Source organism: Micromonospora costi (assembly GCF_003626655.1).
Taxonomy (GTDB): Bacteria; Actinomycetota; Actinomycetes; order Mycobacteriales; family Micromonosporaceae; genus Micromonospora; species Micromonospora costi.
The window spans coordinates 525936-552052 of the sequence record NZ_RBAN01000004.1 but is presented as its reverse complement, the minus strand read 5'-3'; the positions used below and the strand labels follow the sequence as shown (position 1 = coordinate 552052).

Genomic DNA, 26117 nt, shown 5'->3' with positions numbered 1-26117 from the left:
GGCGGCGGCAGGAGCGATGAGGTGGGACTGGATGGCTCGGCGCGAGACTGCGCTGCAGACCGCACGCGGTCGGCTTCAGGAGCTTATCGGTAGTGAGTTCCGATCGGGCGACAAGCTGCCCAACGAGCGGGACCTGGCCGAGCGGCTGAAGGTGAGCCGGGCCACGGTGCGTGAGGTGCTGGGTCAACTGGCCAGCGAGGGAGTGGTGACCCGCACCTGGGGCATCGGCACCTTCGTACACGACGGCGTCGAGCGGGTGCCGGTGTCGATCGGCGACGTCACGGCGCTGCGGGACCGGATCACCGCCTCGGGCCACCGCCCCACCCTTCAGGACGCCGCGGTCAGCCGGGCGAAATGCCCGGCTGACTGCGCGGCGGTCCTGGGGCTGGAGCCGGACTCACCGGTGTGGCGCGTCGACCGCCTCTTCGCCGTGGACGGGGTCGCGGCCGCCTGGATCCGGGACCACCTCCCGCTGCGCTTCGACGGCCGGGAACTCGACCCGTCCGGGCTGGTCAGCATCGACCTCGACATGTTCGAGTTCCTGGCCAGCGCCACCGGCATGCCGGTACGGCGGGCCGAGATCGAACTCGCCGCGGTGCTCGCCGACGAGGAGGCGAACGCCCGGCTCGGGGTGGCGGTCGGGCATCCGCTCGTCACGGCGACGCAGATCGGCTACGGCGCGAACGGCGCGCCACTGTTCCACGGCCACATCACGGTACGCACCGACGTCCTGACCCTGCGCATCAGCCGCGGCGGCGACACCCCGCCGGCCGGCTGACTGCCGACGCCGATCCACCGCACCCCTCGCGGCGGCGTGAACCATCGGCAGGCATCATGTCGGCGTGAGTTCGACCGTCGCCGCTCTGCTCGGCTCCGCGATCACCGCCGTCGCATCGCTGTTCGTGGTCATGCTGCAGAGCCGGCTGAGGCGACGGCAGCGGAAACGGGCCAGCCTCCAGCAGGCGTACATCCTCATGCTCTCCGGTGCCCTTCGCCTCGCGCACAAGGCCGAGGCGCTGCGGCAGGCCCGCTACTGGCGCTCCGGCCTGCGCGAGGTGAGCGACGACCTGCTCGGCGGGCACAAGCCGCTGGATCCCATGGTGCTGCACGACTGGCTGGCCCGGGACCTGACCACGGTGGAGACTGCCTGGTCGCAGATCTGGACCAGCGGCGACCAGGACGGCATCGCCCTGGCGAACGGGCTCATGACCGCGTACAACGGGGTGATGGACGCCGCCATGAGGTCCAGCGGCGCCGAGGCGTTCGACGCCGCCGACGAGATGCTCGTCGCGAGCCGCCGCCTGGCGGAGGCGCGGGGGCAGCTCGCCCTGCACGCCCGCCGCATCGCCAAGCTGGGACCGCGTGACGTGGACCTGTTCACCGAGCGCGAATACGGCGTACCGGCGGCCTGACGACGCCGCGACGCGACACCGGGTCAGCCGCGACGCGACACCGGGTCAGCGTGGTGCGGCGCAGCAGGAACAGCCCGGCTGGCAACCGCACGAGTCGCTCCCGGCGATGGCGCTGCCGGCGCTACCGGAGTTGCCGGCGGTGACCCCGGTGAGCGCCGGGGCGCAGCAGGCGTCGCCTCGCCACGCCTCGCGACCCTCCTTGACGGCCACCGCGGCGATGACGAGCGCCGCGAGGGGATCGGCCCACGCCTAGCCGAACAGGCTGTTGAGGCCGAGACCGACGAGCAGCACCGCCGAGAGGTACGTGCACAGCAGGGTCTGTTTGGAGTCCGCCACCGCCGAGCGTGAGCCCAGCTCCCGGCCGGCCCGCCGTTGCGCGGCGGACAGCACAGGCATGATCAGCAGTGACAGTGCCGCGAGCGCGATGCCGATGCCGGAGTGTTCCGCCTCGGCGCCACCGACGAGCGCCCCTACGGACTCGACGGTGACGTAGGCGGCCAGGGCGAAGAACGACACCGCGATGACCCGGAGCGCGACCTTCTCGCGCGCCTCGGGGTCGGGGCCGGCGAACTGCCAGGCCACCGCGGCGGCCGAGGACACCTCGATGACCGAGTCGAGGCCGAACCCGACCAGTGCCGTGGAGGAGGCGTGGGTACCGGCGGTGATCGCGACCACGGCTTCGATCACGTTGTAGGTGATGGTGGCGACGACGAACAGCCGGATCCGGCGGGCGAGCACCGCCCGGCGGGCCGGGTTCGGGCCGAGCAGCGGTAGCTGGCCCGCCGGTGAGGCCATCAGCAGCAGCCCTTGCTCTCCGCGTCCGGGCAGGCGGCCGGATCGACGGCGAGGACGAGACCGAGCAGGTCGCCGAGGGTGTGGGCGAGGCGGGCGTCGGCGAGCTCGTAGCGGGTCCGTCGGCCCTCCGGCGTGGCGACGACCAGCCCGCAGCCGCGCAGGCAGGCGAGGTGGTTGGACAGGTTCTGCCGGGTGGTGCCGAGCAGGTCGGCGAGGTCGGCCGGGTAGCCCGGGCCTTCCGTGAGCGCCAGCAGCAACCGCGCGCGGATCGGGTCGGACAGGGCGTGGCCGAAGCGGGCGAGGACCTGGCCGTGCGTCAACGTCTCCACCCGCTCATAGTACATCGTATGATGTACTGAGCCCGGCCGCTTCTCCAGACGGCCCCCGTCCGCAGGTGGGACCACGCAGGCGGCGCCAACGCCGGCCCACGGCGGTGAGCTAGGTTTCTGCGGGCACGAGAAACACAGGGGGACCACCATGACCGCAACCGCCGACCGGGCAGCGGCGGCGTACTTCGACGCCATCGAGACGATCTGCGGGGTGACCCCGAAGGGTTGGTACGCCGAGCAGGGCACGGCCCGCGCGGCGGTGACCCACACCGACATCGCCACCCTGAACGTGGCCTACGACATCACGGCGGAACCGGATCTCGCGTCGCTCGACGAGATGGCGACCGCGGTCGGCAGGCAGGCCACGCGCTGGTCGATCATGGTCCGCGGCGAGGCGGGCGAGGAGGTGGCCGCACTCGCGGCCCGGCACGGGCTGCTCGACCGCGGTGATCTGCCGTTGCTGGCCTGCGCCGCGGGTGACATCGCCCTCCGGGCGGCCACGGCGCAGCGGGGGGCGGTACGACAGGTCGGCGCGACCGAGAGCGACCTCTACACCGACACGCTCACCCGGGGCTTCGAGGCGCCCGAGGGCACGTTCGGCTCGTTGATGGGCGGTGGCGTGCTCGACGCCGACCCCATCACCGGCTACCTGGCCGAGGAGGCGGGGAAGCCCGCCGGCACCGGGCTCGGGTTGCGGACCGGCGGCGTGGTCGGCGTGTTCAACATCGCCGTCGTCCCGACCGCACGGGGCCGTGGCCTGGGCCGGGCGATCACCGAAACCGTGCTGCGGGACGGCGTCGCGGCGGGCGCGGACGCCGCCTACCTGCACTCCAGCGACATGGGCCGGCCGCTCTACGAGTCGATGGGCTTCCGTCTCGTGGAGACCTGGACCGTGTTCCGGACCCGCTGACGCACGAGGCGGACGGGACACGTCGACCAACCACACCCGGGAAAGGACCCCATGAGCTTCAGCGAGGACGTACGCGCGGCGTTCCGGCGCGGTGAGACCGACGCCGTGGTGCGCATGAGCGAGGCCGAGATCGTACGGGCGCAGGCGGCCGGCGACGCGGCGGGCGAGGTGGAGGCCCGGTACAGCCTGGCCCGCGTCGCGATCCGCCGCGGTGACCTGTCGGGCGGCGCGGCCCGAGCCCGGGAGGCACTGGAGATCGCGCTGCGCTCCGGGGACCGCGGCCTCGAGGAACGGCCGCGACACGTGCTGGCCGGCGTGGCGCGCATGTCCGGCGACTTCGTGCGCGCCCGCGACCTGTACCGGGAGAGCATCGCTCTCAACGAGGCGCTCGACCAGCCCAAGATGGTCAACTCGGAGTACCACAACCTCGCGTTCTGCGAGCTGGGCCTGGGCAACCTCGACGTGGCCCGGACACTGTTCGCCGACAGCCGCGAGCGGGTGTTCCACAACGGCTGGACGGACTTCGTGCCGTACGTCTGCGTGGCGGACGCCGCGCTCGCCTCAGCCGAGGCCGACCACCCGCGGGCGGCCCGAATGATCGGTGTCGCGGACGCGGCGTTCGCGTCGATCGGCCAGGTGCCGGACCCCGACGACGCGGCCGACCTCGCCAGGGTGCGCGCCGCGGCCGTCGAGGCGCTCGGCCAGGCCGCCTTCGACGAGCAGTACGCCGAAGGCCGCCTCCTCGATCCGCAGGCGGCCTTCGGCGACGACCGCCGCTGACGGGCTCGCGGGGGTGCCGCCCGGTGTCAGGTCAGCGGGTGCCGGCGGCCAGGAACAGGGGGACGGCGACCAGCAGCCGGCCGGTGGCGGCACGGCGGTTCTGCTCGCCGATCCACGCCTCGGCCTGCTCGTCGCTGACGGCGCCGGTCCGGCGGGCGGCGTCGACGTGCCCGGCGAGCAGCGGCTGCACCGTGGCGTCGGTGAACATCGCGGTGTGCACCTCGACCTCGACGTCGCGGAAGCCGCCGTCGCGCAGCAGGTTGCGGTAGGCGCGGGCGATGCGGGGGTGGGGGAGGGTGGCGGCCCGGGCACCCACGATACGGAGGGTCAGGTCGGGCTGGTCCGAGTCGATGATCATGGCGTCCCAGTCCTGCCCGACCAGCACGACGCGCCCGCCGGGTGCGAGGACCCGACGGGCCTCGGCCAGGGCGGCGGGCGGGTCGGGCAGCACGTGGTACACCTTGTCGGCCCGGTAACCCTGGGCCTGCCCGTCCTCCAGCGGCAGGTCGGTGGCGTCGGCGGCGCGTACGTCGATGCCCGGGAACCGGCCGCGCGCGGCGGCCAGCATCGCCGGGTCGAGATCCACGCCGACGGCGTGCGCACCGAGGTCGGCGAGTTCGGCGACCGCGCGACCGGCGCCGCAGCCGACGTCGATCACGGTCGCGCCGGGGCGCAGCCTCAGCAGCTCGTAGCTGCGCGCGCGTAGCGTGGCGGCATCGGGCCGGGCTTCCGCGACGTCGAGCATCCGGATGAGCCGGTCGGAGTCGGTGTAGGCGGTGTGCGTGTCGGACATGCGCCCCAGGGTGCGACTTCAGGTCGACCTGAAGTCAACAACCTGAGATTGGTAGGATGGTCGATGGAGTACTCGATCGGGGAGCTGGCGGCCCGCTTCGGTCTGGCCACGCACGTCCTGCGGCACTGGGAGGACGTGGGACTGCTGTCGCCGGCGCGGCGGGCGGCGGGCCGGCGCGTGTACGGCACGGCGCACGTGACGCGGGTGGCGGAGATCCTGCTGGGCAAGGAGGCGGGGTTCAGCCTGGACGAGTTGCGGGAGCTGTTCGTCGCTCCGGACCGGGCGCGGCGGCGGGACCTGCTGCGTGGCCAGTTGACCCAGGTGCAGGCGCGCATCGCCCGGCTCCAGCTGTCGCAGACGCTGCTGGAGCACGCGCTGCGCTGCCGGCACGAGGACTACCAGTCGTGCCCGCACTTCCAGGCCATGGTGCTCGCGCGACTGGACGGGATCGACACGGCCGAGGCCCTGGACCACCCCTGACCCGGCCCGCGCCGGCGGACTACGCGAGGAAGTCGCGCAACTGTCGTACGGTCTCGTCGGGCGCCTCCTCGGGGATGAAGTGGCCCACCGGCACCGGACCGCCGCGGACGTCGCCGGCCCAGTCCCGCCAGATCGCGAGCGGGTCGTCGTAGAGCTTCGCGACCGCACCGTGCTGACCCCACAGGACGAGCAGGGGGCAGGTGATCCTCCGCCTGCCACGGTCGGCCTCGTCGTGCTGGCGGTCGAGTGTCGCGGCCGCCCGGAACTCCTCGCAGATCGCGTGGACGCTGGCCGGGTCGGTGAACTGCGCGAGGTACGCGGCGCGCACCTCGGCGGGGAACGCGTCCTTCACCGTCGGCCAGGTGTCGAGCATGAAGTCGACCAGCACGGCCGGGGCGGCGCCGATGAACCGCTCCGGCACCGGCTCCGGTGCGGCCAGGAAGGACCAGACCCAGTACTCGAGGGTGAACGCCGCGTCGGCGCGGTTCCACGCGTCGCCGCCGGGGATGACGTCCAGGACGGCCAGTCGTACGACGGCGTCCGGTTCGTCGAGGGCGAGCCGGTAGGCGCAGCGCGCTCCCCGGTCGTGCCCGACGAGCCGGAACCGGTCGTAGCCCAGGCTCCGCATGACCTCGAACTGGTCGCGGGCCGCCGCCCGCTTGCTGTAGGGCGCGTGGTCGGGGGTGCTGGGTGGTGCGCCGCTGTCGCCGTACCCACGCAGGTCGGTGGCGACCACGGTGTACCGCTCGGCCAGGCGGGGTGCCACCCGGTGCCACATGAGATGCGTCTCCGGGATGCCGTGCAGGAGAAGCAGGGGAGGCCCATCGCCGCCACGGCGCCCGTGGATCGTCGTGCCCGTCGTGCTGATGTCGAATTCCTCGAATCCGTCGAACACGAGCAACGCCCTCCGGCGCTCGACAACGCTTCCGGTCCCGGAGGGGTTCGGCGGGCGCTCCGGCCCCGGAGCCCGCGCTCCGCGGGCACAACGGCCGCCTGCCCGCCCCGTGGACTCGACCGTACCAACACTGGAAGCCGACGACGGGTCTTCTCGCGCAGCTCACCACCGCGGTGCGCCGGCGGACGTCGCAGCCAGGGCAGGAAGCCGTAGGTACCGCTACCCACAACGTACGGTTGTGGCTCGCCGTCGGTGCGGTTGTTTGATCCGGCCTGCCGGCCTCGCTTTGATCACCGTGGTCAGCGGTGGGTCGGGCGGGACGGGGGTGCGGGCTGTGGCGAGTGGACGATCGCTGGGCCGGCGGTTCGGATGGTTGTGGGCGGCCTACGCGGTCAGCGCGTACGGCTCCGGGGTGGGTTTCGGCGCGTTGCCGCTGATCGCCGTGCTGGTGCTGGACGCCAGCCCCGCTCAGGTGTCCGCGTTGTCCGCAGTGGGGCCGGCGGTGGGCGCGCTGATCGCGCTGCCGCTCGGGCCGTGGGTGGAGTTCCGCCGGAAGCGGCCGGTGATGATAGCCATGGACCTGACCCGGTTCGCGGTCGTGATGACGATCCCAGTCGCGTATGCCGTGGGCCGGCTCGGTTTCGTCCAGTTGCTGGTCGTCTCGGCCGTGGTCGCCGCGGCGAAGATCGCCTTCAGCGCGGCGAGCGGCGCCTACCTCAGGGGCCTCGTGCGGCCGGACGACCTGCTCGTGGCCAACGCGCGGTTCGAGTCAACCACCTGGAGCTCGATCGCTGTCGGGCCGCCGCTGGGCGGCGCGGCCATCGGCGTGTTCGGACCCGTGACCACCGTGGTCGCCGACGCGCTCAGCTACCTGCTCTCCGCGCTGGGCATCACGGCGATCCGCGACCGCGAGGAGCGCCCGCGGCGCGACGGCAGGAGCCGGATGCGGGCCGGCGAACTGCTCGACGGCTGGCGGCACCTCCTGACCCACCCCGGCCTGCGGGGGCTCTACCTCAACAACCTGCTCGTCAGCGGGCTCATCATGGCGACCGAGCCGCTGCTGGCCGTGCTCCTGCTCCGCCAGTTGGGATTCCCGCCGTGGCAGTACGGCCTCGCCTTCGCCGCCCCCTGCCTCGGCGGGCTCGTCGGCTCCCGCCTCGCCCGCCAGGTCGTGGCGCGGTACGGCCAACACCGGATTCTCCGCACGGTCGGCACCCTGCGCGCGGTCTGGCTGATCGGCCTCGCCTTCGTCCAGCCTGGAGTCGCCGGCCTCGCGACGGTGATCGCGGTCGAGCTCGCGATCATCATCAGCATGAGCCTGTACAACCCGGTGCTCGCCACCTACCGGCTCGAACACACACCCCGGGACCGCATCGCCCGCACCCTGACGGCCTGGTCGATCAGCAGCAGTGCCGCCATCGCCGTCCTCAGCGCGCTCGGCGGGCTGCTCGCGGCCGCCACCAGCCCACGCACGGCGATCATCGTGGCGGGACTGCTGATCCTCGCCAGCCCGCTCCTGCTGCCGCGCCGCGAGGACGCCGTCCGCGCGCCCGACCGCGAGCTGGTGCCCGTTTCGGCCCATCCGCCGGCGGCGGAGGATCCGCGGTAAGCCATCCGATGTGACCCAGGTCACTCCGACTGAACTTTTACCCGCCTTTCACGTCCGGAGCACCCGGACACCTCTCGCGTTCACCTAGGGAGAAAGATGCGGTCAGTTCGTACGTTATCGGCGCTGGCACTACTCGTGCTGGGCGCCTCGGCGGCGGCTCCGGGCGGAACCCCGGCGTCGGCGCAGCCCCGCGCCACGAAACCGGCCACCACACCGGCGGTCGCGTCCCAGCCCCGGACGGTCACTCTCATCACCGGCGACACCGTCCACGTCAGCACCGTCGACGGCCAGACGGCCGTCGACGTCGTACCGGGCAAGGGACGGGAAGGGATCCCGTTCATCACGCACAGCGCCGGCGAGGACGTGCGGGTCATCCCCGCCGACGCCGTCGGCCTGCTCAACCGGGGCAAGCTGGACTCCCGGCTCTTCGACATCTCGACGCTTGTCGACTTCGGCTACGACGACGGCCGGGCCACCCTGCCGCTCATCGTCGACCACGGCGCCACCGCCCCCACCGGCCTCACCGGCGCCCGGACCACCCGCGACCTCTCCGGCCTGAGCGCCGTCGAGGAGAGCCGGGCCGACGCGGTGTCCTTCTGGAACACCGTCACCTCCACGGGCAGCGGCAGCGAGCGGCGGTTGCGGCCCGGGTTCGACAAGATCTGGCTCGACGGGCTGCGCCAGCCCACTCTCGACGTCAGCGTCCCGATGACCGGCGCGCCGCAGGCCTGGCAGGCCGGGTTCGACGGAACGGGAGTGAAGGTCGGTGTCATCGACAGCGGCGTCGACCAGACCCACCCCGACCTCGCCGACCGGGTCGCCGCCGCGGAGAACTTCACCGCCGACCCGGACACCGTCGACCGGGTAGGCCACGGCACGCACGTCGCCTCCACCATCGCCGGCACGGCGGCCGCCTCGCAGGGCCGCTACAAGGGAATGGCACCCGGCGCGACCCTCTACAGCGCCAAGGTGTGCGTCCAGGAGGGCTGCCCCGAGTCGGCGATCCTGGCCGGCATGACCTGGGTGGCCCAGCAGGGCGTCAAGGTCGCCAACATGAGCCTCGGCGGCCTGGACAGCCCGGAGACCGACCCGATCGAGGCGGCGCTGGCCGACCTCACCCACCGCTACGGCGTGCTCTTCGTGGTCGCCGCCGGCAACGACGGACTGGCCGGCGAGTCCACCGTGAACTCGCCCGGCGGCGTCGCCGAGGCGCTCACCGTCGGCGCCGTGACCAAGACCGGTGAGCTGGCCGAGTTCTCCAGCCGCGGCCCGCGCGCGGGCGACGCCGGCATCAAGCCCGAGATCACCGCGCCCGGCGTCGGCATCGTCGCCGCCCGTAGCGCGACGTCCGAGCTGTGGCCGTACGACGAGAACCCGCAGTACGCCAGCCTCAACGGCACCTCGATGGCGACCCCGCACGTCGCCGGCGCGGCGGCGATCCTGGCCGAGCAGCACCCGGACTGGGCGCCCGAGCGGATCAAGTCCACGCTGATGGCAGCCGCGAAGCCGAACGCCGCCATCGGTGTCTACGAGCAGGGCGCGGGCTTCCTCGACGTCGCCCGGGCGACCCGGCAGACCGTCACCGCGAACCCGACCAGCGTCGCCTTCGAGCGGACCGGCACCGCACAGACCCGTACGGTGACGTACGCGAACAGCGGCTCCTCCCCGGTCACCCTGGCGGTGTCCCTCGACGCGAAGGGCGCCGACGGCGCCCCGGCGCCGGCCGGCCTGTTCGGCCTCAGCGCCTCCACGGTGACCGTCCCGGCCGGCGGCACGGCCAGCGTGACCGTCACCGTGCGGGCCGGCACCGACCTGCCCGACCACTACTTCGGCGGTGAGGTGACCGCCACCGGCGACGGCACGCAGGTGCAGACCCCGGTCGCGCTCGACATCGCCCGCCACGAACTGGCCCTCACGCTCGTCGGGCCGGACGGCGGCGCCCCCACGCCCGACCAGGGCTGGCTGACCGTCCTGACCGACCTGGACCGGCAGACCGTCCAGGTGTTCGAGGTCCCCGCCGCCCGGTACCGCGTCCGCGCGGGCCGCTACCTGGTGCAGACCTACCTGCTGACCGGCGACCCGTTCCTCCCGGACATCACGACCATGGTGCGTCCTAGCCTCGACCTGACCCGGGACCAGGCGCTCACCGTGGACACCCGCCTCGCGAAGCCGATCGCGGTCTCGGTGCCGAACCCGAAGGCCACCGAGGTCCACGCGGAGGCCGGCTGGACGATCCGGACCGAGCAGCCGCAGATCTGGGGCAGCAACGACCCGTTCGGGGTCCTCATGGGCCTCCCCTTCGACCACCTGCGGACCGCGCCGCTCGGGACCGCCAAGACGCCCGGCTTCGTCTCCTACGTCAACGGGATGTGGGGTCAGGTGGCCCAGGACGGCAGCCTGCACAACAGCCCGTACGTCTACCGGGTCTACTTCTACGAGCCGGAGCGGATGATGGCCGGGCTGACCCGCAAGCTGCGCGCGGGCGACTTCGCGACGGTCCGCTCCCGGGTCAGCGCGGACGTGGCCGACGTGCCGGTCTCCCGGGCCGCGGTCGCGCACGCGCCCGGCAACTCGCCGGTCTACCGCGACGAGCGCAACGCGCCCCCGACCTTCACGTACGACGTGCCCAGCACCATCACGGAGTACTACAACCAGGACAAGTCGGCGGTGTGGCAGTCCACCTCGGCCCAGCTGCGGCACACGTACTACGAGTCGGCGTGGACCAGCTTCAAGCCCGGGCACACGTACGACGTGAAGTGGGCCAACGCGGTGGTCGGACCGGTCTTCCCGGAGCCGAACTTCGGTCAGCAGTACGCGACTCGCTACTGGGGTGACACCATCGGCGGGCCCGGGCCGCTGCACGGCGACGGTGCCGGACACATGGGCTTCCGGTTCGTCCGCGACGGCAACGTCGACGTGAACCTCTACCGCAACGGGGTCAAGATCGGGGAGGCGAACCAGACGCCCTGGACGTGGGACGTGCCCGCGCAGAAGGGTGACTACCGCCTGACGGCCAGCTTCCACAGCGACCCCGCCTTCACCCTGTCGACCGTGGTCGACGCGGAGTGGACCTTCACGTCCGCCCACGTGGGCGACGGGGAGCTGGTGAAGCTCCCGTTGACGGCGATCCGGTTCACCCCGGACCTCGACATCGACAACCGCGCCCCGGCCGGTCGGCTGTTCCCGATCCCGCTCTCGCTCGACCGCCAGGTCGGTGCCGCGCCGGGTCGCACCAGGACGCTGACCGTCGAGGCGTCCTTCGACGACGGCGGCACCTGGCGGACGCTGCCCGTCCTGCGGACCGGCGAGAAGGGCGTCGCCTGGGTGCACAACCCGGCCGGCAGCGGTTTCGTCTCGCTGCGGGCCAACGCGACGGACAGCAGCGGAAACACGGTCAAGCAGACCATCATCCGCGCCTACCGGTACTGACGGCGCACCCCGGACGCGACGCCCACCGGCGCCGCGTCCGGGGTCTCACCGGTGCCAGAGCAGGCGGTCGCGGATCCGCCGCGCCATCGGCGAGTCCGTCCCGTCGAGCTCGGCGAGGGCCTCGCTCCACGCCCGCCGCGCCAGGACCGGATCGCCGTTGGCCGAGTGGAAATCGCCCACGGAGACCAGGACCTCTGCCGTGTGGTGGGGAGCGCGAGCGTCCCGGAACGTCGCGATCGCCTCCTGCCAGGTCGCCATCGCGTGCGGCAGGTCGTCGATCATCGAGTACGTGTGCGCCAGCCACGCCTGCGTCGTACCCACCCCGTGCAGGTCACCGAGGGACTCGAACTGCCGCCGCGCCTCCACGAACATGCCCAACGCCGCGGCGTGCCGGCCGAGCCAGCCCTGCGCCCGCGCGATGGCCAGCAGGGCGTTGGTGGCGCCGCGCACGTTGCCCTCGGCACGAAACAGCGCCCGCGCGGCCTCGGCGTGCCGGATCGCCTCGTGGTAGCGCCGCTGGTCCAGGCGGATCTCCGCTATGTTGTTCTCCACATGGCCCTGCTCGGTGCGCCGGCCCAGCCGCTCGAACAGCGCCCGGGCCTGCTGCAGGTGCGACAGCCCCCGGTCCAGGTCGGCGAGGAAGTAGCAGGCGCCGGCGAGGCTGCGGTGCAGCAGCGCCCGGGCCGTCACGTCGTCTCCGGCCGCGGCGAGGCCCGCGCCCACCGTGGCCGCCCACTGCCGGAACTGGGCGGTGTCCTGGAAGAAGTTCTGCATCGCCAACGCGATCTGCCACGCCGTGCGGTTCCGGCCACGCTCCCCGGCCCGCGCCACGATGTCGGTCAGCACCCGCTGTTCGGCGGCGAACCAGGCCATCGCCTCGGCCCGCCCGGTGAAGTCCCGGCCCGTGACGCCGTGCGCGGACGGCGCCGGCTCCGGCAGCGGCACCTGCGGCAGCAGCGGCAGATGCGCCGCGTGGGCGCTGCGTTCGTAGTAGTCGTGGACCCGCTCGACGGCGGCGTCGCGATCGGCCGCCGCGTCGTGCTCCTCCCCGAGGTCCACGGCGTAGGCGTGCAGCAGGTCGTGCATCCGCCACCGGCCGTCGCCGGGCTGGACCAGCAGCTGCGCAGCGAGCTCGGCGAGCAGGCCGCGCGCGGCGCGCACGGGCACACCGCCGAGGGCGGCCGCCGCCTCCGTGGCGAACTCCCGGTCCGGGTGCAGGGGCAGCAGCCGGAAGAGCCGGGCCGCCTCGGGGGTCAGGGCCCGGTAGGACCAGGAGAAGATGGCCTCCAGGTCGGCGTACGCGTCCCCGAAGCCCGTGAGCCGACCGTCGGCCTCCGCCAGCTCACCGGCCACCGCCGGGAGGGTGAGCCCGGGCCGGCCGACGCTACGGGTGGCGACCAGCGCCAGGGCCAACGGCAGCCGACCGCACCGCGCGACGATCTCGTCGACCGCGGCCGGGTCGGCGGCCGCCGCCTCGCCGAGACGCCGCGTGAGCAGCTCGCGGGCCTCGCCGTCGGTCAGCAGGTCGAGGTGCAGGGGATGGGCGCCCCCCGGGCCGGTCGTGCCGGTGATCCGCCGACGGCTGGTGGCGATGACGAGGCTGCCGCCGGTGCCGGGCAGCAGGTGCCGGATCTGGTCCCAGTCACGGCAGTTGTCGAGCAGGATCAGCATCCGGCGCTCGGCGAGGATGCTGCGGTAGAGGCCGGCCTGGGCGTGCAGCTCGGCCGGGATGGCGGCCGGCGCGACACCGAGGGACCACAGGAACCCCCGCAGCGCCTCCGCCGGTGTCATCACCGACTCGCCGGAGTCGAAACCGCGCAGGTCCGCGTGCAACTGCCCGTCCGGGTAACGGGCGGCGAGCCGGTGCGCCAGGTGCACCGCGAGGGTGGTCTTGCCGACGCCGGGCATCCCGTCGATGACCAACGCGGTGGGCCGATCGTCCCCGGCCACCAGCTTGTGGGCGGCGGCTATGACATCCCCCCGGCCGGTGAAGTACGGCTGGTCGGGCGGCAGCTGCGCGGGCGGTTGTGCCCGCGACACGTCCAGCGCCGCGCGGCCGACGCCGCGCGGCGACCGGGCGCCGGCGGCCGGGGCGTCGTGGTCGAGCAGGCTGTCCCGGGCCGCCCGCAGCTCGGCCCCCGGCTGGATGCCCAGCTCGTCGGCGAGCCGGTGCTCGATGTCGGCGTAGGCCGCGAGGGCCTCGGCCCGCCGGCCGTCCGCCGCGAGGGCGAGCAGGAGCCGCGCCTGCAACGCCTCGTCCAGTGGCTCGTACTCGGCGGCCAGCCGGATCGCGGGCAGCACCGCGCGGACGGACCCGGTTCGCAGGGCGGCGTCGGCCGCGGCCCGGACCGCCGCGAACCGTTCGCCGTCGACGGCGACGAACTCGGGATGCGCCCGGCCGCCGTGCAGGCCCGAGGCGCACCGGTCACGCCACAGCGCCAGCGCCTCCCGGTACAGCGCGACGGCCGGCTCACCGGAGCTGCCGGCGGCCCGGGCGACCAGACGCCGGAATCGCAGCAGGTCGAGGGATTCCTCGTCGATCCGCAGCCGGTACTCGGCGCCGTCGCGCACCAACACCGAGCCCGCCGCCCGCGTCGGCAGGCCCGGCTCGAAGCGCCGCCGGAGCATCCCGACGTGCCGGTGCACCACGTTGACCGCGCTCGGTGGCGGGTCGGACTCCCACAGCAGGTCGACGAACTCGGCGACGCTGACCGCGCCGCCGCCGCGGGCGAGCAGCAACGCCAGGATCAGCCGCTGCTGACGGGTGCCGAGGTCGATCTCGGACCGGCCGCGCCAGGCCCGCACCGGACCGAGGACGGCGAACGACAGCGGGCCGGTCATCCTGGGCCGATCCGTAGGCCAGGGCGTGTTTCATAAGGGCGGTCGAGCCGAGGCGGAGTCCAGGCGGCGGTCCGGCAAGGCGCGGTTTCGTTCGGATACCGGTGTTGTATCCGGACGAAACCGCAACGCCGCCGGCCGTCGCCTGGGCCCGCCGCAGGCCGGCCGGTTCTTATGAAACACGCCCTAGGTGCCACGGCGCCGAAGCGTTGCAGGACCCGCGCCGTGGAACGGGCCCGCTCCGCGGCACTGTGAACTACGACTCAACGCCGGCTGACCGCCCGGCGGTGCAGACCCTAGGCGGCCTCGAGACCGGTGCGCAGGGCACGCAGCGCGTAGTGCGTCCGGGACTTCACCGTGCCGATGGGCACGCCCAGCCGGCCCGCGACCTCCTCCGCCGACCGTCCGACGAGGTACACCTCGGTCAGCAGACGGCGCTGCGCCGGGCTCAGCCGGCCGAGCGCGCGCCGGATGGCGTGCGACGCCAGCGCGCTGCCGGTCGTGTCCTCACCGCCGGGGATCCAGGTCATGTCGACGAGGTGGACCTCGGCGGGACGGCCCCGCCGCAACCGGACACCGTCGATGACGAGCCGCCGTGCGACGGCCACGAGCCACCGGCGGGCGGCGTCGGGCTCGGCCGGCACGGAGTCGAGGTGCCGCCAGGCCCGCAGCATCGTCTCCTGGAGCAGATCCTCGGCGGTCTGCCGCTGGTGGTGGGTCAGCACGAGCAGGAGGCGCAGCACGGCGCGGGCATGGTCCCCGTGCAACGCCGTCATGCGCTCGGCCCGGCCGGCCGGTGATTCGTCGGGTGCCCGCAACATGGTCGTTCCCCCAACGGACAGGAGCAACGGTGGATGAGGCACGAGCCTAGGGACGATGGATGCGTTTGGACTGACGCGCGAGTGCGGATCGAGTGCCGTCGCCGACCGCTGTCGGCCACGGACCCGGCGTGAGCACGCCCCGCCGGTCGGGGCGCGCCGGGTGACCGGGCGCCGGTGCCGTCAGGCCCGCGGGCAGGGCAGCTCCGCTCGGGGGCGGGCGCCGTCGACCTCCTCGCTGAGTTCCCTGGCGTACGCCAGCAGCAGCTCGTGGGTACGGTAGCGACCCGGCTGGTCCTCGCAGACCAGGTGCGCGCGGCTCAGCTCGGCGATCAGCGTCCGCCCGGTGCGCAGCGGCACACCGGCCAGATCCGCGGCCTCGGCGGTCGAGATGTCCGGGCCCGGATGCGTCGGCAGGAGCCGGAACAGCCGGGCGGCCGGCGCGGAGAGCGCCCGGTAGGACCAGGAGAAGGCGGCCCGCAGGCCCGTGGCCGGGTCGTCCCCGTCGAAGCTGTCCAGGCTGTCCGGCGACCGGGCCAGCTCCGCGGCGATCCGCTCCAGCGGCGTCCGCGGCAGGCTCACCGCGCGGGAGGCCACCACGGCCAGCGCGAGCGGCAGCCGCCCGCAGGCCGCGACGATCGTGTCGATCGCGGCCGGGTCGGCCGGCCCGTGGCCGGCGCCGAGCAGCCGAAGGAACGTGCCCCGGGCCTCGCCGACGCTCGGCAGGCCGACCGGCACCGGATGGGCGCCCGCCGTGGTGAGCAGGGTGCTGAGCCGGGTGCGGCTGGTCACGATGACCAGGCATCCGGGGCTGCCCGGCAGCAGGTGCCGGATCTGCTCGGTGTCGCGGCAGTTGTCGAGCACGATCAGCATCCGCCGGCCGGCGAGCCGGCTGCGGTACAGGCCCGCCTGGGCGTGCAGCTCGGCGGGAATGCCCTCCTGCGGCACGCCGAGTGAGCCGAGGAAGCCGCGCAGCGCCTCGGCGGGACTCATCACCGGCTCCCGCCCGTCGTACCCGCGCAGGTCGACGTACAGCTGCCCGTCCGGGTAGCCGGCGGCGAACCCATGTGCGAGGTGCACGGCGAGGGCGGTCTTGCCGGCCCCCGGCATGCCGTCGATCGCGAGCACCGCCGGCCCGCCCGGACGCGCCACCGCCGTGCGGGCCTCGGCGACGAGGTCGTCCCGACCGTGGAAGAAGGGCACGTCCGGCGGCAGCTGCGCGGGCCGGGGGAGTGGCGCGGGCGCGTCGGCGTGCGCTGGCCGGGTGCGCTGGTGCAGCAACCGGTCGTACGCCTCCCGCAGCTCCTCGCCCGGGTCGACGCCCAGGTCGTCGGCGAGCCGGCGGCGCACCGTCCGGTACGTCTCGACGGCCTCCGCCTGCCGGCCGTCGGCGGCGAGCGCGAGCAGCAACCGGCTCTGCAGCGACTCGTCGAGGGGATGCTGCTCCGCGGCCTGCCGCAACGGCGTCAGCACCGCGGCGAGCCGGCCGCACCGCTCGGCGGCGTCGGCGGCCTCACGGACGGCCTGGGCGCGTTCGGCCTCCACGGCGAGGAACGCGGGATGCAGGCGGGAAGCCGGCTCCAGACCTGCGGCGCACCGACCGCGCCACAGCCGCAGCCCGTCGAGCGAGTGCCGCAGCGCCGACTCCGCGTCGCCGTCGCGCAGGCTCCGGGAGGCCCGCCGGCTCAGCGACCGGAACTTCAGCAGGTCGAGGGACGCCTCGTCGGCGCGCAGCCGGTAGCCCGCCAGCTCCCGCAGGATGTGCCGGCCGGTCGACCGCGTCGGCAGGCCGGGTTCGAGCAGCCGCCGGAGCATCCCCACGTGCCGGTGCACCACGTTGGCGGCGCTGCGCGGAGGGTCCTCGTCCCAGAGCAGGTCGACGAGTTCGGCCAACGAGACCGGCGTACCGGCCCGGGCCAGCAGCAACGCGAGCACCAGGCGCTGCTGGCGGGCGCCCAGGTGCAGTTCGGCGCCCGCGCGGACGACCCGGACCGAGCCGAGTACGGCGAAGCCGATCGCCCCGCCCGCCTCCGCCCGCACAGCGGCAACGGTAGCGGGGTCGTCCGCCACGTCGAGCCGCGGCCGGGACGCCGACGCGTGACCAGGGGCCTCGGCCCGGTCAGTGGTCGACGCGGCGGACGCGTACGTCGGAGTCGGCGTAGTCGGACTGGCGGCGTAGCCAGTCCGCGCGGCGGTTCGCGGCACGGAACGTGAAGTGGCGGCTGACGGGGATCGGGGCGTCACCGGGCTGACGGACGGTGACCATGTAGCGGCGGATGCCCCAGCGGGCCCGGGTGCGTCCACCGTCGCCCGTCACGCCATCCTCCTCACCAGGCCATATAGCCATCCCCTGATATCTACCCCGCGCCACTTCGCCGCACACGCCGTGGCCGGGTCCCGTCGCCGTGCGAAAGCACGTCTGACCAGCGGTTGCGTGCGGCCAGGGATGCCCACCGGTCGCCTCCGGCGTCGTGGACGCGTGGCCCTCCACGGTGCCGGCGGCGGGCACCAAGGATAAGCGCCGGGTGGGAAACCCCGCTGCCTCGACGCGCAACCTAGCCGGTGGGCGCGTCCCGGATGGCCAGCGCGGCCTGGACGAGCGCGGCGTGGGTCAGCGTCTGCGGGTAGTTGCCCAGGTGCGCGCCGGTCGCGGGGTCCATCTCCTCGGCGTAGAGGCCGAGCGGGCTGGCGTGGTCGAGCATGCTTCGGAACAGCTCCACCGCCTCGGCGCGGCGCCCGGTGCGGGCGAGGGCCTGGACGAGCCAGAACGAGCAGGGCAGGAACGCGCCTTCACCGCCGGGGAAGCCGTCGACCCCCGGTGGATAGCGGTAGAGGAGCGGCCCACCGGCCGAGAGCCGGTCGCGGACGGCGTCGACGGTGCCGCGTACCCGGGGCGAGTCGTCGGGATCCATCTCCAGCAGCGGCAGGACGAGCAGGGCCGCGTCGAGGTGCGCGGAGCCGTAGCTGCGGACGTAGCTGCCCATCGTCGCGTCGAAGCCGAGGGTCCGGACCTCGGTGGCCAGGGCGTCCCGTGCCTCCCGCCAGCGCCGGCGCTGGCGGCCGGGCAGGGGATGGGTGTCGGCGATGCGCAGGGCCCGGTCCAGCGCGAGCCAGCCCATGAGCTTCGAATGCACGTGCTGGGCCGGTTCCCGGACCTCCCAGATGCCGGCGTCGGGCTCTCCCCAGCAGCCGGCGACCACGTCCGCGAACCCGCGGACCGCCCGCCAGGTCTCCGAGTGGAGGAGATGCCCCGCCTGCGCGAACGCCCAGGCCGCGTCGATCACCCAGCCGTAGCCGTCGAGCTGGTGCTGATCGGCGGCCCCGTTGCCGACCCGCACGGGAACGCTGCCGAGGTAGCCGGGCCAGCCGGGCAGTTCCCGTTCCCGGGGCACGTACCGTCCGTACAGGGTGAGCAGGGCCGGCAGCCGTGGCCGCTGCAGGCGGCTGGCGTGCAGCAGCCACGCGAGGAAGCCGCGGGCCTCGTCGGGCTTGCCGACGCTGAGGAAGGCGCTGACGCCGATGCTGGCGTCGCGGGGCCAGACGTAGCGGTAGTCCCAGTTGCGCATCCCGCCCGGGTCCTCGGGCAGCGACGTCGTGGGCGCGGCCACCGGGGCCCGCGAGGGCGAGTAGGTGAGCAGCCGCATGGTCAGCAGGCTCCGTACGACATGGTCCCGGAACGGCAGCTCCTCGTCGATGCCGGCGGCCCATACCCGCCACCGCTCCTCGTCCTCGACGAGCAGGTCCCAGGCCGCCTCCGGCTCCACGTGGACGAGCGGTTCGCGATGGGCCACCGCCAGCACGAGGGTGACCGGGCGGCCCGGGCTGACCGTGAGCGGGGCGGGCCGGCCCGGTTCGACGGTCAGGTCCGCCGTGCTGCCGAGCGAGACCGCGAGTGAGCCCCACTGGCACACCAGGGCCCGGCGCCGGCGGTGGACCCGGGGCCGCCGGTGTCGCACGCCCAGTCGAGGGTCGAACTCGACGACGGCCTCGACCGTGGCGTCCTCGGCCGACAGGCGTCGCACGATCAGTGTCGTGGGTAGCAGCCGGCCCCTGACCTCGGCCACCATGGCCTCGGTGAGGGTGAGCCGGCCGTCGCCCACCGCCCAGGTCGTCTCCACGGTGGCAGTGTGCGGCCGGTAGCGCCGTTCGACGACCGGGGCAGGCCGGGCCGGACCGACCCGGAACATTCCGGCGTCCGGCCCCCCGACGAGCCTGCCGAACAGGGGCTCGCCGTCGAAGCGGGGCACGCAGAGCCAGTCGATCCCACCGTCGGCGGCGACCAGGGCGGCGGTGCGCGTGTCACCCAGCAGCCCGTAGTCGCTGATCGGCGCCGGGAGCCGGGCACCCGTACGGTCGGACCCACCGTTCACGGAGATCACCTCCTCACGAGCGGCGCGCGGCGGGTCAACCGGCCCGGAGGAGCACGCCGAGGACCACCCCGTAGACGACGTGGACGACACCCACGACCGCGGGAGTCGGGATGCCGTAGTTGAGGGCGAACAGACCGGGAGGTTCGAGCACCGCCGTGCTGGCCGGGCCCGCCCGCTGCGAGGCCATGCGCGGGTGGACGCCCGGGAGCAGCGGCAGGAGCACCGTGAGGGCGATCGCGACGTGGAGCGCGCCGAGCAGCGCGCCGATCCACCAGGTGGCCCGGTCCAGCAGGGCGAACGTGGCTGCGTAGCCGAGGGCGAAGCCCTGACCGGCGCACAGGTGCATGAAGAACCCGACGATCCGGGCCCGGTCCGGGTCCTCCGTGACGAGGGTCCCGAGCAGCAGAGGGAAGTCGACCCGGGTGAGGCCGGCCAGCTGGGCGGTGATCAGCGCCGCGGTGAGCGCCGTGGTGGCGACCAACCCGAACAGCGCCCATCCGGCCCAGTCCATCTCAGCGGTGCCGGGCCCGGTCCCGGGCCGCCGGGAGGCGGCACCGCGGCGATCTCTCGGTCATCGGTCGTCCTTCGGCTGGGTGACGTGTCGGTCCACGGCCCTGATCGGGACGCCCGCGTCGCACCGACACCGGACGAAGTGGCCGCGCCGGTTCCTCACCCTAGGTCACAGAACCGGCGCGTGCGGCCTGCTCGGCGAGATACAGGCCGACGGCCAGGCGCACGCGAGACCGATGATCACCGCGACGGGGCGCCGCTCAGGACAGCCCCGCCACGAGCGCGGCGACCTCCTCGGCGCAGCCGTAGGACAGCGTGACCCCGGCGCCACCGTGGCCGTAGCAGTGCACCACCGGGCCGTGGTCGACGACCTCGGTCTCCAGCCGCACGACGGGGCGTCCCGGGCGCAGACCCACCCGGCGGTCGAGAACGTCCGCCCCGCGGAGCGCGGGCACGAGCCGGCTGCACCGCTCCAGGATGTCCGCGGTCGTTCCCGGCCGGACGCGCAGATCCTCGTCGCGCTCCTCGGCGGTGCCGCCCAGCAGCACGGTGTCACCCCTGGGTACGACGTAGACCAGGTGTTCGGGGTCGGTCTGGTCGAGGAACCATTCGGTCAGGCCGAACTGGGCGACGACGATCACCTGCCCCCGCACCGGGGTGAGCGTGCCGTCCTGGACCAACTCCCGGGCGCCCAGACCGGTGCAGTTCACCACGACGTCGACGCCCTCGAACGCCTCGGCGAGGTCGCCCAGCCGCCCGGTCCGAAGCGGGACGCCCGCCGATTCCAGCCGCCCGCGCAGCCACGGCAGGTGCACGGCCATGTCCACCACGGGGACGCTCAGCTCGTAACCGTCGACGTAGCCCGCCGGCAGCCGGTCGCCGGCGACCCGACCCAGCTCGGGCACCGCCTCCCGCCACCACGGGTCCGGGGTGTGCTCGCGGAACAGCTCCCGTCCCCGGCGTATCCGCACGCCGGCGGACGGGTCGGAGGTCAGGCCGCGCAGCACCCGGTAGGTGGTCGCCGACCACCGGGTCACGTCCGCCTCGGGGTACGCGCGATAGGGGTACCACAGCGCGGCAGCGACCGACGACGTCGTGCCGTGCCCGACCGCCGCCGCGACGACGTCCGCCTCGTGACCGGCCTGCGCGAGCCGCAGCGCGCTGGTCAAGCCCACCACACCGGCGCCGACGACCCTGACCCTCATGCCTGGTGATCACACCACATCGGAGGGCCGCCGTCGATGTCGTGGCCACCCGGCGTCCGTCCGGTCAGGCGCCGGCCGCCAGCCACTGATCGAAGGTCTGCGTGCCTCGCGGACCGGGCCTGGCCGGCAGCAGGCCGCCGCCGGCCATGGCCCGACCGGTGGCTCCCGGAAGGCGGACCGGCAGGACGACCCGGCGACGTCCACGGGCCCGCAGCAGACGGCGGACCATGTCCGGCATCCGCAGTTGCTGTGGGCCGGCGATCTCCGGCGCCAGGCCGACCGGATCCCTCAGGGCGAGTTCGACCAGGCAGCGGGCGACCTCGTGGGCCGCGATCGGCTGGGTGAGCATCTGCGGCACCAGCGCGACCGGCCGGCGGTTCGCGACCATCTGCGCGGCGAACTCGTGGAACTGCGTCGAGCGGAGCACCGTCGCGGGCACCCCGCCGGTCACGACCAGCGCCTCCTGACGGCGTTTGCCCGCGTAGTAGCCGAACTCCACCCGGTCGACGCCGACGATCGACAGCGCGACGTGGTGGCGCACCCCGAGGCGTCGGCCGGCGGAGAGCAGGTTGCCGGTGGCCGCGCCGAAGAACATCTCCGATTTCTTCCGGCTGGCCGTCGACATGTTGCTGACGTCGATCACGACCGGTACGCCGGCCAGCGCCTCGTCGAGCCCCGAGCCGCGGACCAGGTCCACGCCGGTGGAGCGGGCGAGGACGACGGGCTCGTGGCCGGCGGCCCGTACGGCGTCGACGACCCGTCTTCCGACCCGGCCGGTTCCGCCGGCTACCGCGATCCGCACCCGGACCACCTCCCGAATCCGCGTCCACCCTGACGCCGTCGTGGTGCCGCGCCCGTCCCGGTCGCGACCGGGCAGGCGGGATCAACCGCTGTGCCGCCACTGTTGGTCCTACCCCGCCCAGCCCTCCCGGCAGGCCCGGAACCGGCAAACCTCCCTGAAGGGTGGAGGTCGCGGGAACGCACGCCCGCCGGGGTTTCCCGTCCTACCTGGTGAGCCCGCGAACGTCCGAGCGGGCGCGGGGAGGCACACCATGAGCACCTACGAACGCCGCGTGTGCCCGGTCACGATCGGCCGGCGTACGGCACAAAGGTGAGCCTCACCTGGTTGTATGTGGTAGCGGTTCGTTGGAGGTTGCCATGCGCAGGATCCTGATCGTCGGCGGCGGATACGCCGGCTTCTACACCGCCTGGCGGTTGGAGAAGAAGCTTCGCCGCGACGAGGCCGAGGTCACCCTCGTCGACCCCCGGCCGTACATGACCTACCAGCCGTTCCTACCCGAGGTCGCCGCGGGCTCGGTCGAGGCGCGACACGTCGCCGTCTCGCTGCGCGGCCACCTCCGCCGTACGACCGTCATCGCGGGCAGCGTGACCGAGATCGACCACGCCCACAAGACCGCCACGATCCGGCCCCTGGACGGCCCCGACCGCCCGTTCGAGTACGACGTCGTCGTGGTGACCGCGGGCGCGGTGACCCGCACCTTCCCGATCCCCGGCGTCGCGGAGGGCGCGATCGGGCTCAAGCACGTCGAGGAAGCCGTGGCCATCAGGGACCGGCTGCTCACCGCGTTCGAGCGCGCCTCCGGCCTTCCGCCCGGCCCCGAGCGCACCCGGCTGCTGACCGTGACCGTCGTGGGCGGTGGGTTCACCGGCGTCGAAGGCTTCGCGGAGCTGCTCTCCCTCGCGACGGCGCTGCTCAAGCGGTATCCGGAGCTCACCGCCTCGGAGCTGGCCTTCCACCTCGTCGAGGCGCAGGGCCGTATCCTTCCCGAGGTCACCGACGACGTGGGCCGGTGGGTGGTGCGCCACCTCGAACAGCGCGGCGCCCACATCCACCTGAACACGCAGCTGGTCTCGGCCGAGGACGGGCACGTGGTGCTCTCCACCGGCGAGGAATACGACACCGAGCTGCTGATCTGGACCGCGGGCAACGGCGCCAACCCCGTCGTCGCGAAGCAGACCGACCTGCCCATCGACGACAAGGGCCGGCTGCTGGTACGCGCCGACCTGCGCGTCGGCACCGAGGACGCCCCGATCCCCGACGCCTGGGGCGCGGGCGACAACGCCGCGGTCCCGGACCTCGCCTCCCCCGTCCCGGGCGCGCTCACCGTGCCGAACGCGCAACACGCCGTCCGGCAGGGGAAGCGGCTGGCCGCGAACCTGGTCGCCGACCTCCGCGGGCGCAGGGTCAAGCAGTACGCCCACCACAGCCTCGGTGTGGTCGCGACCCTCGGCCTCGGTCGCGGGGTGTTCCAGTACCGCCGCCTGGTCGTCAAGGGGTTCCCAGCCTGGGTGATGCACCGCGGGTACCACGTGCTTGCCGTGCCGACCTGGGAACGCAAGGTCCGCGTCCTGCTGGTCTGGCTCAGCGCCGTGGTGTTCGGGCGCGACATCGTCTCGTTGCAGTCGGTGCAGCAACCCCGGGCCGCGTTCACGGCCGGCGGCACGCCCCGCCCGGCCACCGGTGCGCCACAGTGGCCGACGGCCGTCACGCCCCTGCGCCGACCGTCGCCCGCGGCGCTCGCCGGCCAGCCCACCGGTCCGGACCGGGTGAACGGCTCGGCGAACCCGTCGCCGACGAATGGGTGAGCCCGGAGCGCGGACGCCGACGGATCTCGCGGCGTACGAGCGCCGGGCCCGCTCGGGGCGGTGTTAGCCGGCGAGGACCTGCCGGAGCAGGAACGTGTTGAGCACGATGACGAGGCCGGCGACCAGCGCCGCGGCAGCCGTGGTGAGCGGGTGGTTGACCAGGTTGCCCATGAGGTCGCGGCGCCGGGTGAACGCCACCACGGGGACCAGCGCGAAGGGGATGCCGAAGCTCAACACGACCTGGGAGAGCACCAGTGCCCGGGTCGGGTCCAGGCCGATGGCGAGAACGGCGACGGCGGGGACGAGGGTGATCAGCCGGCGCAGCAGCAGGGGAATCCGCCGGCGCAGGAAGCCCTGCATGATGATCTCGCCGGCGTAGGTGCCGACGCTGGTCGAGGCGAGGCCGGACACCAGCAGGGCGACCGCGAAGCCGAACGCCGCCGCGGTGCCGATGGTCTGGCCGAGGCCGGCGTGCACCCCTTCCAGGGTGTCGGTGTCCGGCGTGGCCGTGCCGTGGAAGCTGACGGCCGCGATGAGCAGCATGGCGAGATTCACCGTGCCGGCGGCGGCCAGCGCCAGCAGCACGTCCGTGCGCTGGCCGCGGAAGAGGGTCCGGCGTTCGCGGTCGTCGGTGGCCGGGATGCGGTTGCGGGTCAGCGCGGAGTGCACGTAGATGACGTGCGGCATCACGGTGGCGCCCAGGATGCCGGCGGCCAGCAGGATGCTGTCGGTGCCCTGGAGCCGGGGCACGAGGCCGGCCACCGCGGAGCCGGGGTCGGAGCCGGCGGCCAGCAGGTTGGCGGCGAAGGCGAGGACGATGACGCCGAGCAGCACGGCGATGGCGACCTCGAAGGCGCGGAAGCCGCGGGAGCGGAGCGCGAGCACCGCGAACGCGGCGGCGCCGATGATGAGGCCGCCGGGCAGCAGCGGGATGCCGAACAACAGGTACAGCGCGACCGCCCCGCCGATCACCTCGGCCAGGTCGGTGGCCATGGCGACCAGTTCCGCCTGCGCCCACATCAGCCGGTTCAGCGGGCGCGGGAGCCGCTCCCGGCACAGCTCGGGCAGGCTGCGGCCGGTGGCCAGGCCGAGCTTCGCGGTGAGGGTCTGCACCAGCATGGCCATCAGGTTGGCCACCACGACGACCCAGACCAGCAGGTAGCCGTAGCGGGCGCCGGCGGTGGAGTTGGTGGCGAAGTTGCCGGGGTCGACGTACGCGACGGCGGCCACGAAGGCCGGCCCGAGCAGGATCAACCGGCCCCGCACCCGCCCCCGCGCGCGGGCGCGCTGCAGCGGTGACGCGGTGGATACCGCGACGTCGTTGGTGACCACCAGACACCTCCCGGTGCGCGACCGTGGAACGAGCGTCGTTCTCGTTCCCGTGCCGGTGACCCCTTGATGCCAGCCCGTGGCCCGGACGGGCCAGAAATCGGCTCCTCGTGGCGCTCGTGAGGGGACCCGCAGTCACGCGGCCGGACGGACGGCATCGCCGGCCCGGGCCGGCGATGCCGTCGCGCCCCCGTCAGCGGGTCTGGTCCGTCGGCCGGATCAGGATCTCGTTGACGGCCACATGCTCGGGCTGGGTGATCGCGTAGAGCACGGCGCTCGCGATGTCCTCGGGCTGGAGGGTACGCATGGACGCGGCCATCGCCTTCGCGGCGGCCTGCATGGCCGGGTCGGTGTTGTGGCTCGTCAGCTCGGTCGCGACGAATCCGGGTTCGACGACGACGACGCGTACGCCCTGCGCGGTGACCTCCTGCCGCAACGCCTCCGAGAAGGCGTTGATGCCGAACTTCGTGGCCGAGTAGACGCCGCTCACGGCCGATGCCGTGCGCCCCGACGTCGAGGAGACCTGCACCACGGCGCCCTTGCTTTCGAGCAGGTGGGGCAGGGACGCGTGGACCGCGTACATCGATCCGAGCAGATTGGTCTCGACCATGCGCGTCCACTGCGTGAGGTCCGCGTTCAGGATCGGGCCGTTGAGCATGACGCCCGCGTTGTTCACCAGGACGTCGAGGGCCCCGAAACGCTTGACGGTCGCCGAGACCGCGTCCTGCACCGACCGGCGGTCGGTGACGTCCAGATCGAGGGCCAGCATCTCGCCCGGAGCGTCCTGCGTCAGTGCCCGCAGCCGGTCGGCCCGGCGGGCGCCGACGGCGACCCGGTAGCCCGCCTTCGACAGGGCGAGCGCGGTGGCCTGGCCGATGCCGGAGGACGCCCCGGTGACGAGGGCGACGTTCCCCTCCACGGTGTTGCTCATGTGTTCTCCCCAGTTGTGGTGTTCGGGCGCACCCGCCGGCTGCTCGTGCGGCGGCGGCGTCGCCCCCCGGGCCGGAA

Annotated in this window: 21 protein-coding genes and 1 pseudogene; 8 read left to right on the top strand and 14 right to left on the bottom strand. The window is 73.7% G+C overall.

Annotation, left to right across the window (positions count from 1 at the left end; all coding sequences use genetic code 11):
• The first annotated feature begins 31 nt into the window (after positions 1–31).
• Positions 32–778, top strand: coding sequence for a GntR family transcriptional regulator (locus D7193_RS24280; RefSeq protein WP_158674849.1), 747 nt, complete (start codon positions 32–34; stop codon positions 776–778).
• 64 nt (positions 779–842) lie between these two features.
• Positions 843–1412 (top strand): hypothetical protein, encoded by a 570-nt coding sequence (locus D7193_RS24275; protein WP_120781832.1) that lies wholly within the window; start codon positions 843–845, stop codon positions 1410–1412.
• A 45-nt stretch (positions 1413–1457) separates the two neighbouring features.
• Here D7193_RS24275 and D7193_RS24270 read toward each other — a convergent pair.
• Both D7193_RS24270 and D7193_RS24265 read right to left on the bottom strand, forming a co-directional pair.
• Positions 1458–2207, bottom strand: a pseudogene (locus D7193_RS24270) (cation efflux transmembrane domain-containing protein).
• Positions 2207–2551 (bottom strand): ArsR/SmtB family transcription factor, encoded by a 345-nt coding sequence (locus D7193_RS24265; protein WP_120781831.1) that lies wholly within the window; start codon positions 2549–2551, stop codon positions 2207–2209. Before D7193_RS24265 ends, D7193_RS24270 begins: the two are co-directional and overlap by 1 nt.
• 133 nt (positions 2552–2684) lie before the next feature.
• On the opposite strand from D7193_RS24265, the gene D7193_RS24260 reads away from it, so the two are divergent.
• Both D7193_RS24260 and D7193_RS24255 read left to right on the top strand, forming a co-directional pair.
• The gene (locus D7193_RS24260; RefSeq protein ID WP_120781830.1) at positions 2685–3446 is read left to right on the top strand and encodes a GNAT family N-acetyltransferase; all 762 of its coding nucleotides are present in this window, start codon (positions 2685–2687) and stop codon (positions 3444–3446) included.
• A gap of 51 nt (positions 3447–3497) precedes the next feature.
• Complete coding sequence (locus D7193_RS24255) at positions 3498–4226, top strand: tetratricopeptide repeat protein (protein WP_120781829.1); 729 nt, start codon at positions 3498–3500, stop codon at positions 4224–4226.
• Positions 4227–4257: 31 nt separating this feature from the next.
• On the opposite strand, the gene D7193_RS24250 is transcribed toward D7193_RS24255, so the two are convergent.
• Positions 4258–5019 (bottom strand): methyltransferase domain-containing protein, encoded by a 762-nt coding sequence (locus D7193_RS24250; protein WP_120781828.1) that lies wholly within the window; start codon positions 5017–5019, stop codon positions 4258–4260.
• Between the two features lie 63 nt (positions 5020–5082).
• Here D7193_RS24250 and D7193_RS24245 point away from each other — a divergent pair, with 63 nt between their 5' ends.
• The gene (locus tag D7193_RS24245) at positions 5083–5499 is read left to right on the top strand and encodes a MerR family transcriptional regulator (RefSeq protein ID WP_120781827.1); all 417 of its coding nucleotides are present in this window, start codon (positions 5083–5085) and stop codon (positions 5497–5499) included.
• 19 nt (positions 5500–5518) lie between these two features.
• On the opposite strand, the gene D7193_RS24240 is transcribed toward D7193_RS24245, so the two are convergent.
• Positions 5519–6394 (bottom strand): alpha/beta fold hydrolase, encoded by an 876-nt coding sequence (locus D7193_RS24240; protein ID WP_120781826.1) that lies wholly within the window; start codon positions 6392–6394, stop codon positions 5519–5521.
• Positions 6395–6728: 334 nt separating this feature from the next.
• Between D7193_RS24240 and D7193_RS24235 the strand changes: the two genes are divergently transcribed.
• Both D7193_RS24235 and D7193_RS24230 read left to right on the top strand, forming a co-directional pair.
• Positions 6729–8003: an MFS transporter gene (locus tag D7193_RS24235; protein WP_241563360.1), complete on the top strand. Its 1275-nt coding sequence runs from the start codon at positions 6729–6731 to the stop codon at positions 8001–8003.
• Between the two features lie 96 nt (positions 8004–8099).
• Positions 8100–11432: a S8 family peptidase gene (locus D7193_RS24230; protein ID WP_120781824.1), complete on the top strand. Its 3333-nt coding sequence runs from the start codon at positions 8100–8102 to the stop codon at positions 11430–11432.
• Positions 11433–11477: 45 nt separating this feature from the next.
• Here the strand turns inward: D7193_RS24230 and D7193_RS24225 are convergent, their stop codons facing one another.
• The 8 genes from D7193_RS24225 to D7193_RS24195 all read right to left on the bottom strand — a co-directional run bounded on the left by D7193_RS24225 (position 11478) and on the right by D7193_RS24195 (position 21975).
• Positions 11478–14273 (bottom strand): AfsR/SARP family transcriptional regulator, encoded by a 2796-nt coding sequence (locus D7193_RS24225; RefSeq protein WP_120781823.1) that lies wholly within the window; start codon positions 14271–14273, stop codon positions 11478–11480.
• 293 nt (positions 14274–14566) lie between these two features.
• A complete protein-coding gene (locus D7193_RS24220) occupies positions 14567–15091 on the bottom strand; it encodes a sigma-70 family RNA polymerase sigma factor (RefSeq protein WP_120781822.1) in 525 nt (174 codons plus the stop codon).
• Positions 15092–15271: 180 nt separating this feature from the next.
• Positions 15272–17128, bottom strand: coding sequence for an AfsR/SARP family transcriptional regulator (locus D7193_RS24215; protein ID WP_158674848.1), 1857 nt, complete (start codon positions 17126–17128; stop codon positions 15272–15274).
• Between the two features lie 79 nt (positions 17129–17207).
• A complete protein-coding gene (locus D7193_RS33525; RefSeq protein ID WP_158674847.1) occupies positions 17208–17405 on the bottom strand; it encodes a hypothetical protein in 198 nt (65 codons plus the stop codon).
• Between the two features lie 238 nt (positions 17406–17643).
• Complete coding sequence (locus D7193_RS24210) at positions 17644–19458, bottom strand: glycoside hydrolase family 15 protein (RefSeq protein ID WP_206611958.1); 1815 nt, start codon at positions 19456–19458, stop codon at positions 17644–17646.
• Positions 19459–19492: 34 nt separating this feature from the next.
• Positions 19493–19969, bottom strand: coding sequence for a hypothetical protein (locus D7193_RS24205; RefSeq protein ID WP_120781819.1), 477 nt, complete (start codon positions 19967–19969; stop codon positions 19493–19495).
• A 259-nt stretch (positions 19970–20228) separates the two neighbouring features.
• Complete coding sequence (locus D7193_RS24200; RefSeq protein ID WP_120781818.1) at positions 20229–21173, bottom strand: FAD-dependent oxidoreductase; 945 nt, start codon at positions 21171–21173, stop codon at positions 20229–20231.
• A 64-nt stretch (positions 21174–21237) separates the two neighbouring features.
• On the bottom strand, positions 21238–21975 hold the full coding sequence (locus D7193_RS24195) for an SDR family oxidoreductase (RefSeq protein ID WP_120782194.1): 738 nt from the start codon (positions 21973–21975) through the stop codon (positions 21238–21240).
• 356 nt (positions 21976–22331) lie between these two features.
• Between D7193_RS24195 and D7193_RS24190 the strand changes: the two genes are divergently transcribed.
• The gene (locus D7193_RS24190; RefSeq protein WP_120781817.1) at positions 22332–23780 is read left to right on the top strand and encodes an NAD(P)/FAD-dependent oxidoreductase; all 1449 of its coding nucleotides are present in this window, start codon (positions 22332–22334) and stop codon (positions 23778–23780) included.
• 63 nt (positions 23781–23843) lie between these two features.
• On the opposite strand, the gene D7193_RS24185 is transcribed toward D7193_RS24190, so the two are convergent.
• Together D7193_RS24185 and D7193_RS24180 are read right to left on the bottom strand one after the other, a co-directional pair.
• Positions 23844–25112: an Nramp family divalent metal transporter gene (locus tag D7193_RS24185; protein ID WP_120781816.1), complete on the bottom strand. Its 1269-nt coding sequence runs from the start codon at positions 25110–25112 to the stop codon at positions 23844–23846.
• A gap of 190 nt (positions 25113–25302) precedes the next feature.
• Positions 25303–26040, bottom strand: coding sequence for an SDR family NAD(P)-dependent oxidoreductase (locus D7193_RS24180; RefSeq protein WP_120781815.1), 738 nt, complete (start codon positions 26038–26040; stop codon positions 25303–25305).
• Between the last annotated feature and the right edge of the window lie 77 nt (positions 26041–26117).

Coding starts and splice junctions, on each gene's coding strand:
- D7193_RS24205 (WP_120781819.1), bottom strand. CDS start 19,969: ATGGACTGGGCCGGATGGGCGCTGTTCGGGTTGGTCGCCACCACGGCG.
- D7193_RS24260 (WP_120781830.1), top strand. CDS start 2,685: ATGACCGCAACCGCCGACCGGGCAGCGGCGGCGTACTTCGACGCCATC.
- D7193_RS24255 (WP_120781829.1), top strand. CDS start 3,498: ATGAGCTTCAGCGAGGACGTACGCGCGGCGTTCCGGCGCGGTGAGACC.
- D7193_RS24220 (WP_120781822.1), bottom strand. CDS start 15,091: ATGTTGCGGGCACCCGACGAATCACCGGCCGGCCGGGCCGAGCGCATG.
- D7193_RS24190 (WP_120781817.1), top strand. CDS start 22,332: ATGCGCAGGATCCTGATCGTCGGCGGCGGATACGCCGGCTTCTACACC.
- D7193_RS24200 (WP_120781818.1), bottom strand. CDS start 21,173: ATGAGGGTCAGGGTCGTCGGCGCCGGTGTGGTGGGCTTGACCAGCGCG.
- D7193_RS24265 (WP_120781831.1), bottom strand. CDS start 2,551: ATGTACTATGAGCGGGTGGAGACGTTGACGCACGGCCAGGTCCTCGCC.
- D7193_RS24245 (WP_120781827.1), top strand. CDS start 5,083: ATGGAGTACTCGATCGGGGAGCTGGCGGCCCGCTTCGGTCTGGCCACG.
- D7193_RS24225 (WP_120781823.1), bottom strand. CDS start 14,273: ATGACCGGCCCGCTGTCGTTCGCCGTCCTCGGTCCGGTGCGGGCCTGG.
- D7193_RS24180 (WP_120781815.1), bottom strand. CDS start 26,040: ATGAGCAACACCGTGGAGGGGAACGTCGCCCTCGTCACCGGGGCGTCC.
- D7193_RS24250 (WP_120781828.1), bottom strand. CDS start 5,019: ATGTCCGACACGCACACCGCCTACACCGACTCCGACCGGCTCATCCGG.
- D7193_RS24280 (WP_158674849.1), top strand. CDS start 32: ATGGCTCGGCGCGAGACTGCGCTGCAGACCGCACGCGGTCGGCTTCAG.
- D7193_RS24230 (WP_120781824.1), top strand. CDS start 8,100: ATGCGGTCAGTTCGTACGTTATCGGCGCTGGCACTACTCGTGCTGGGC.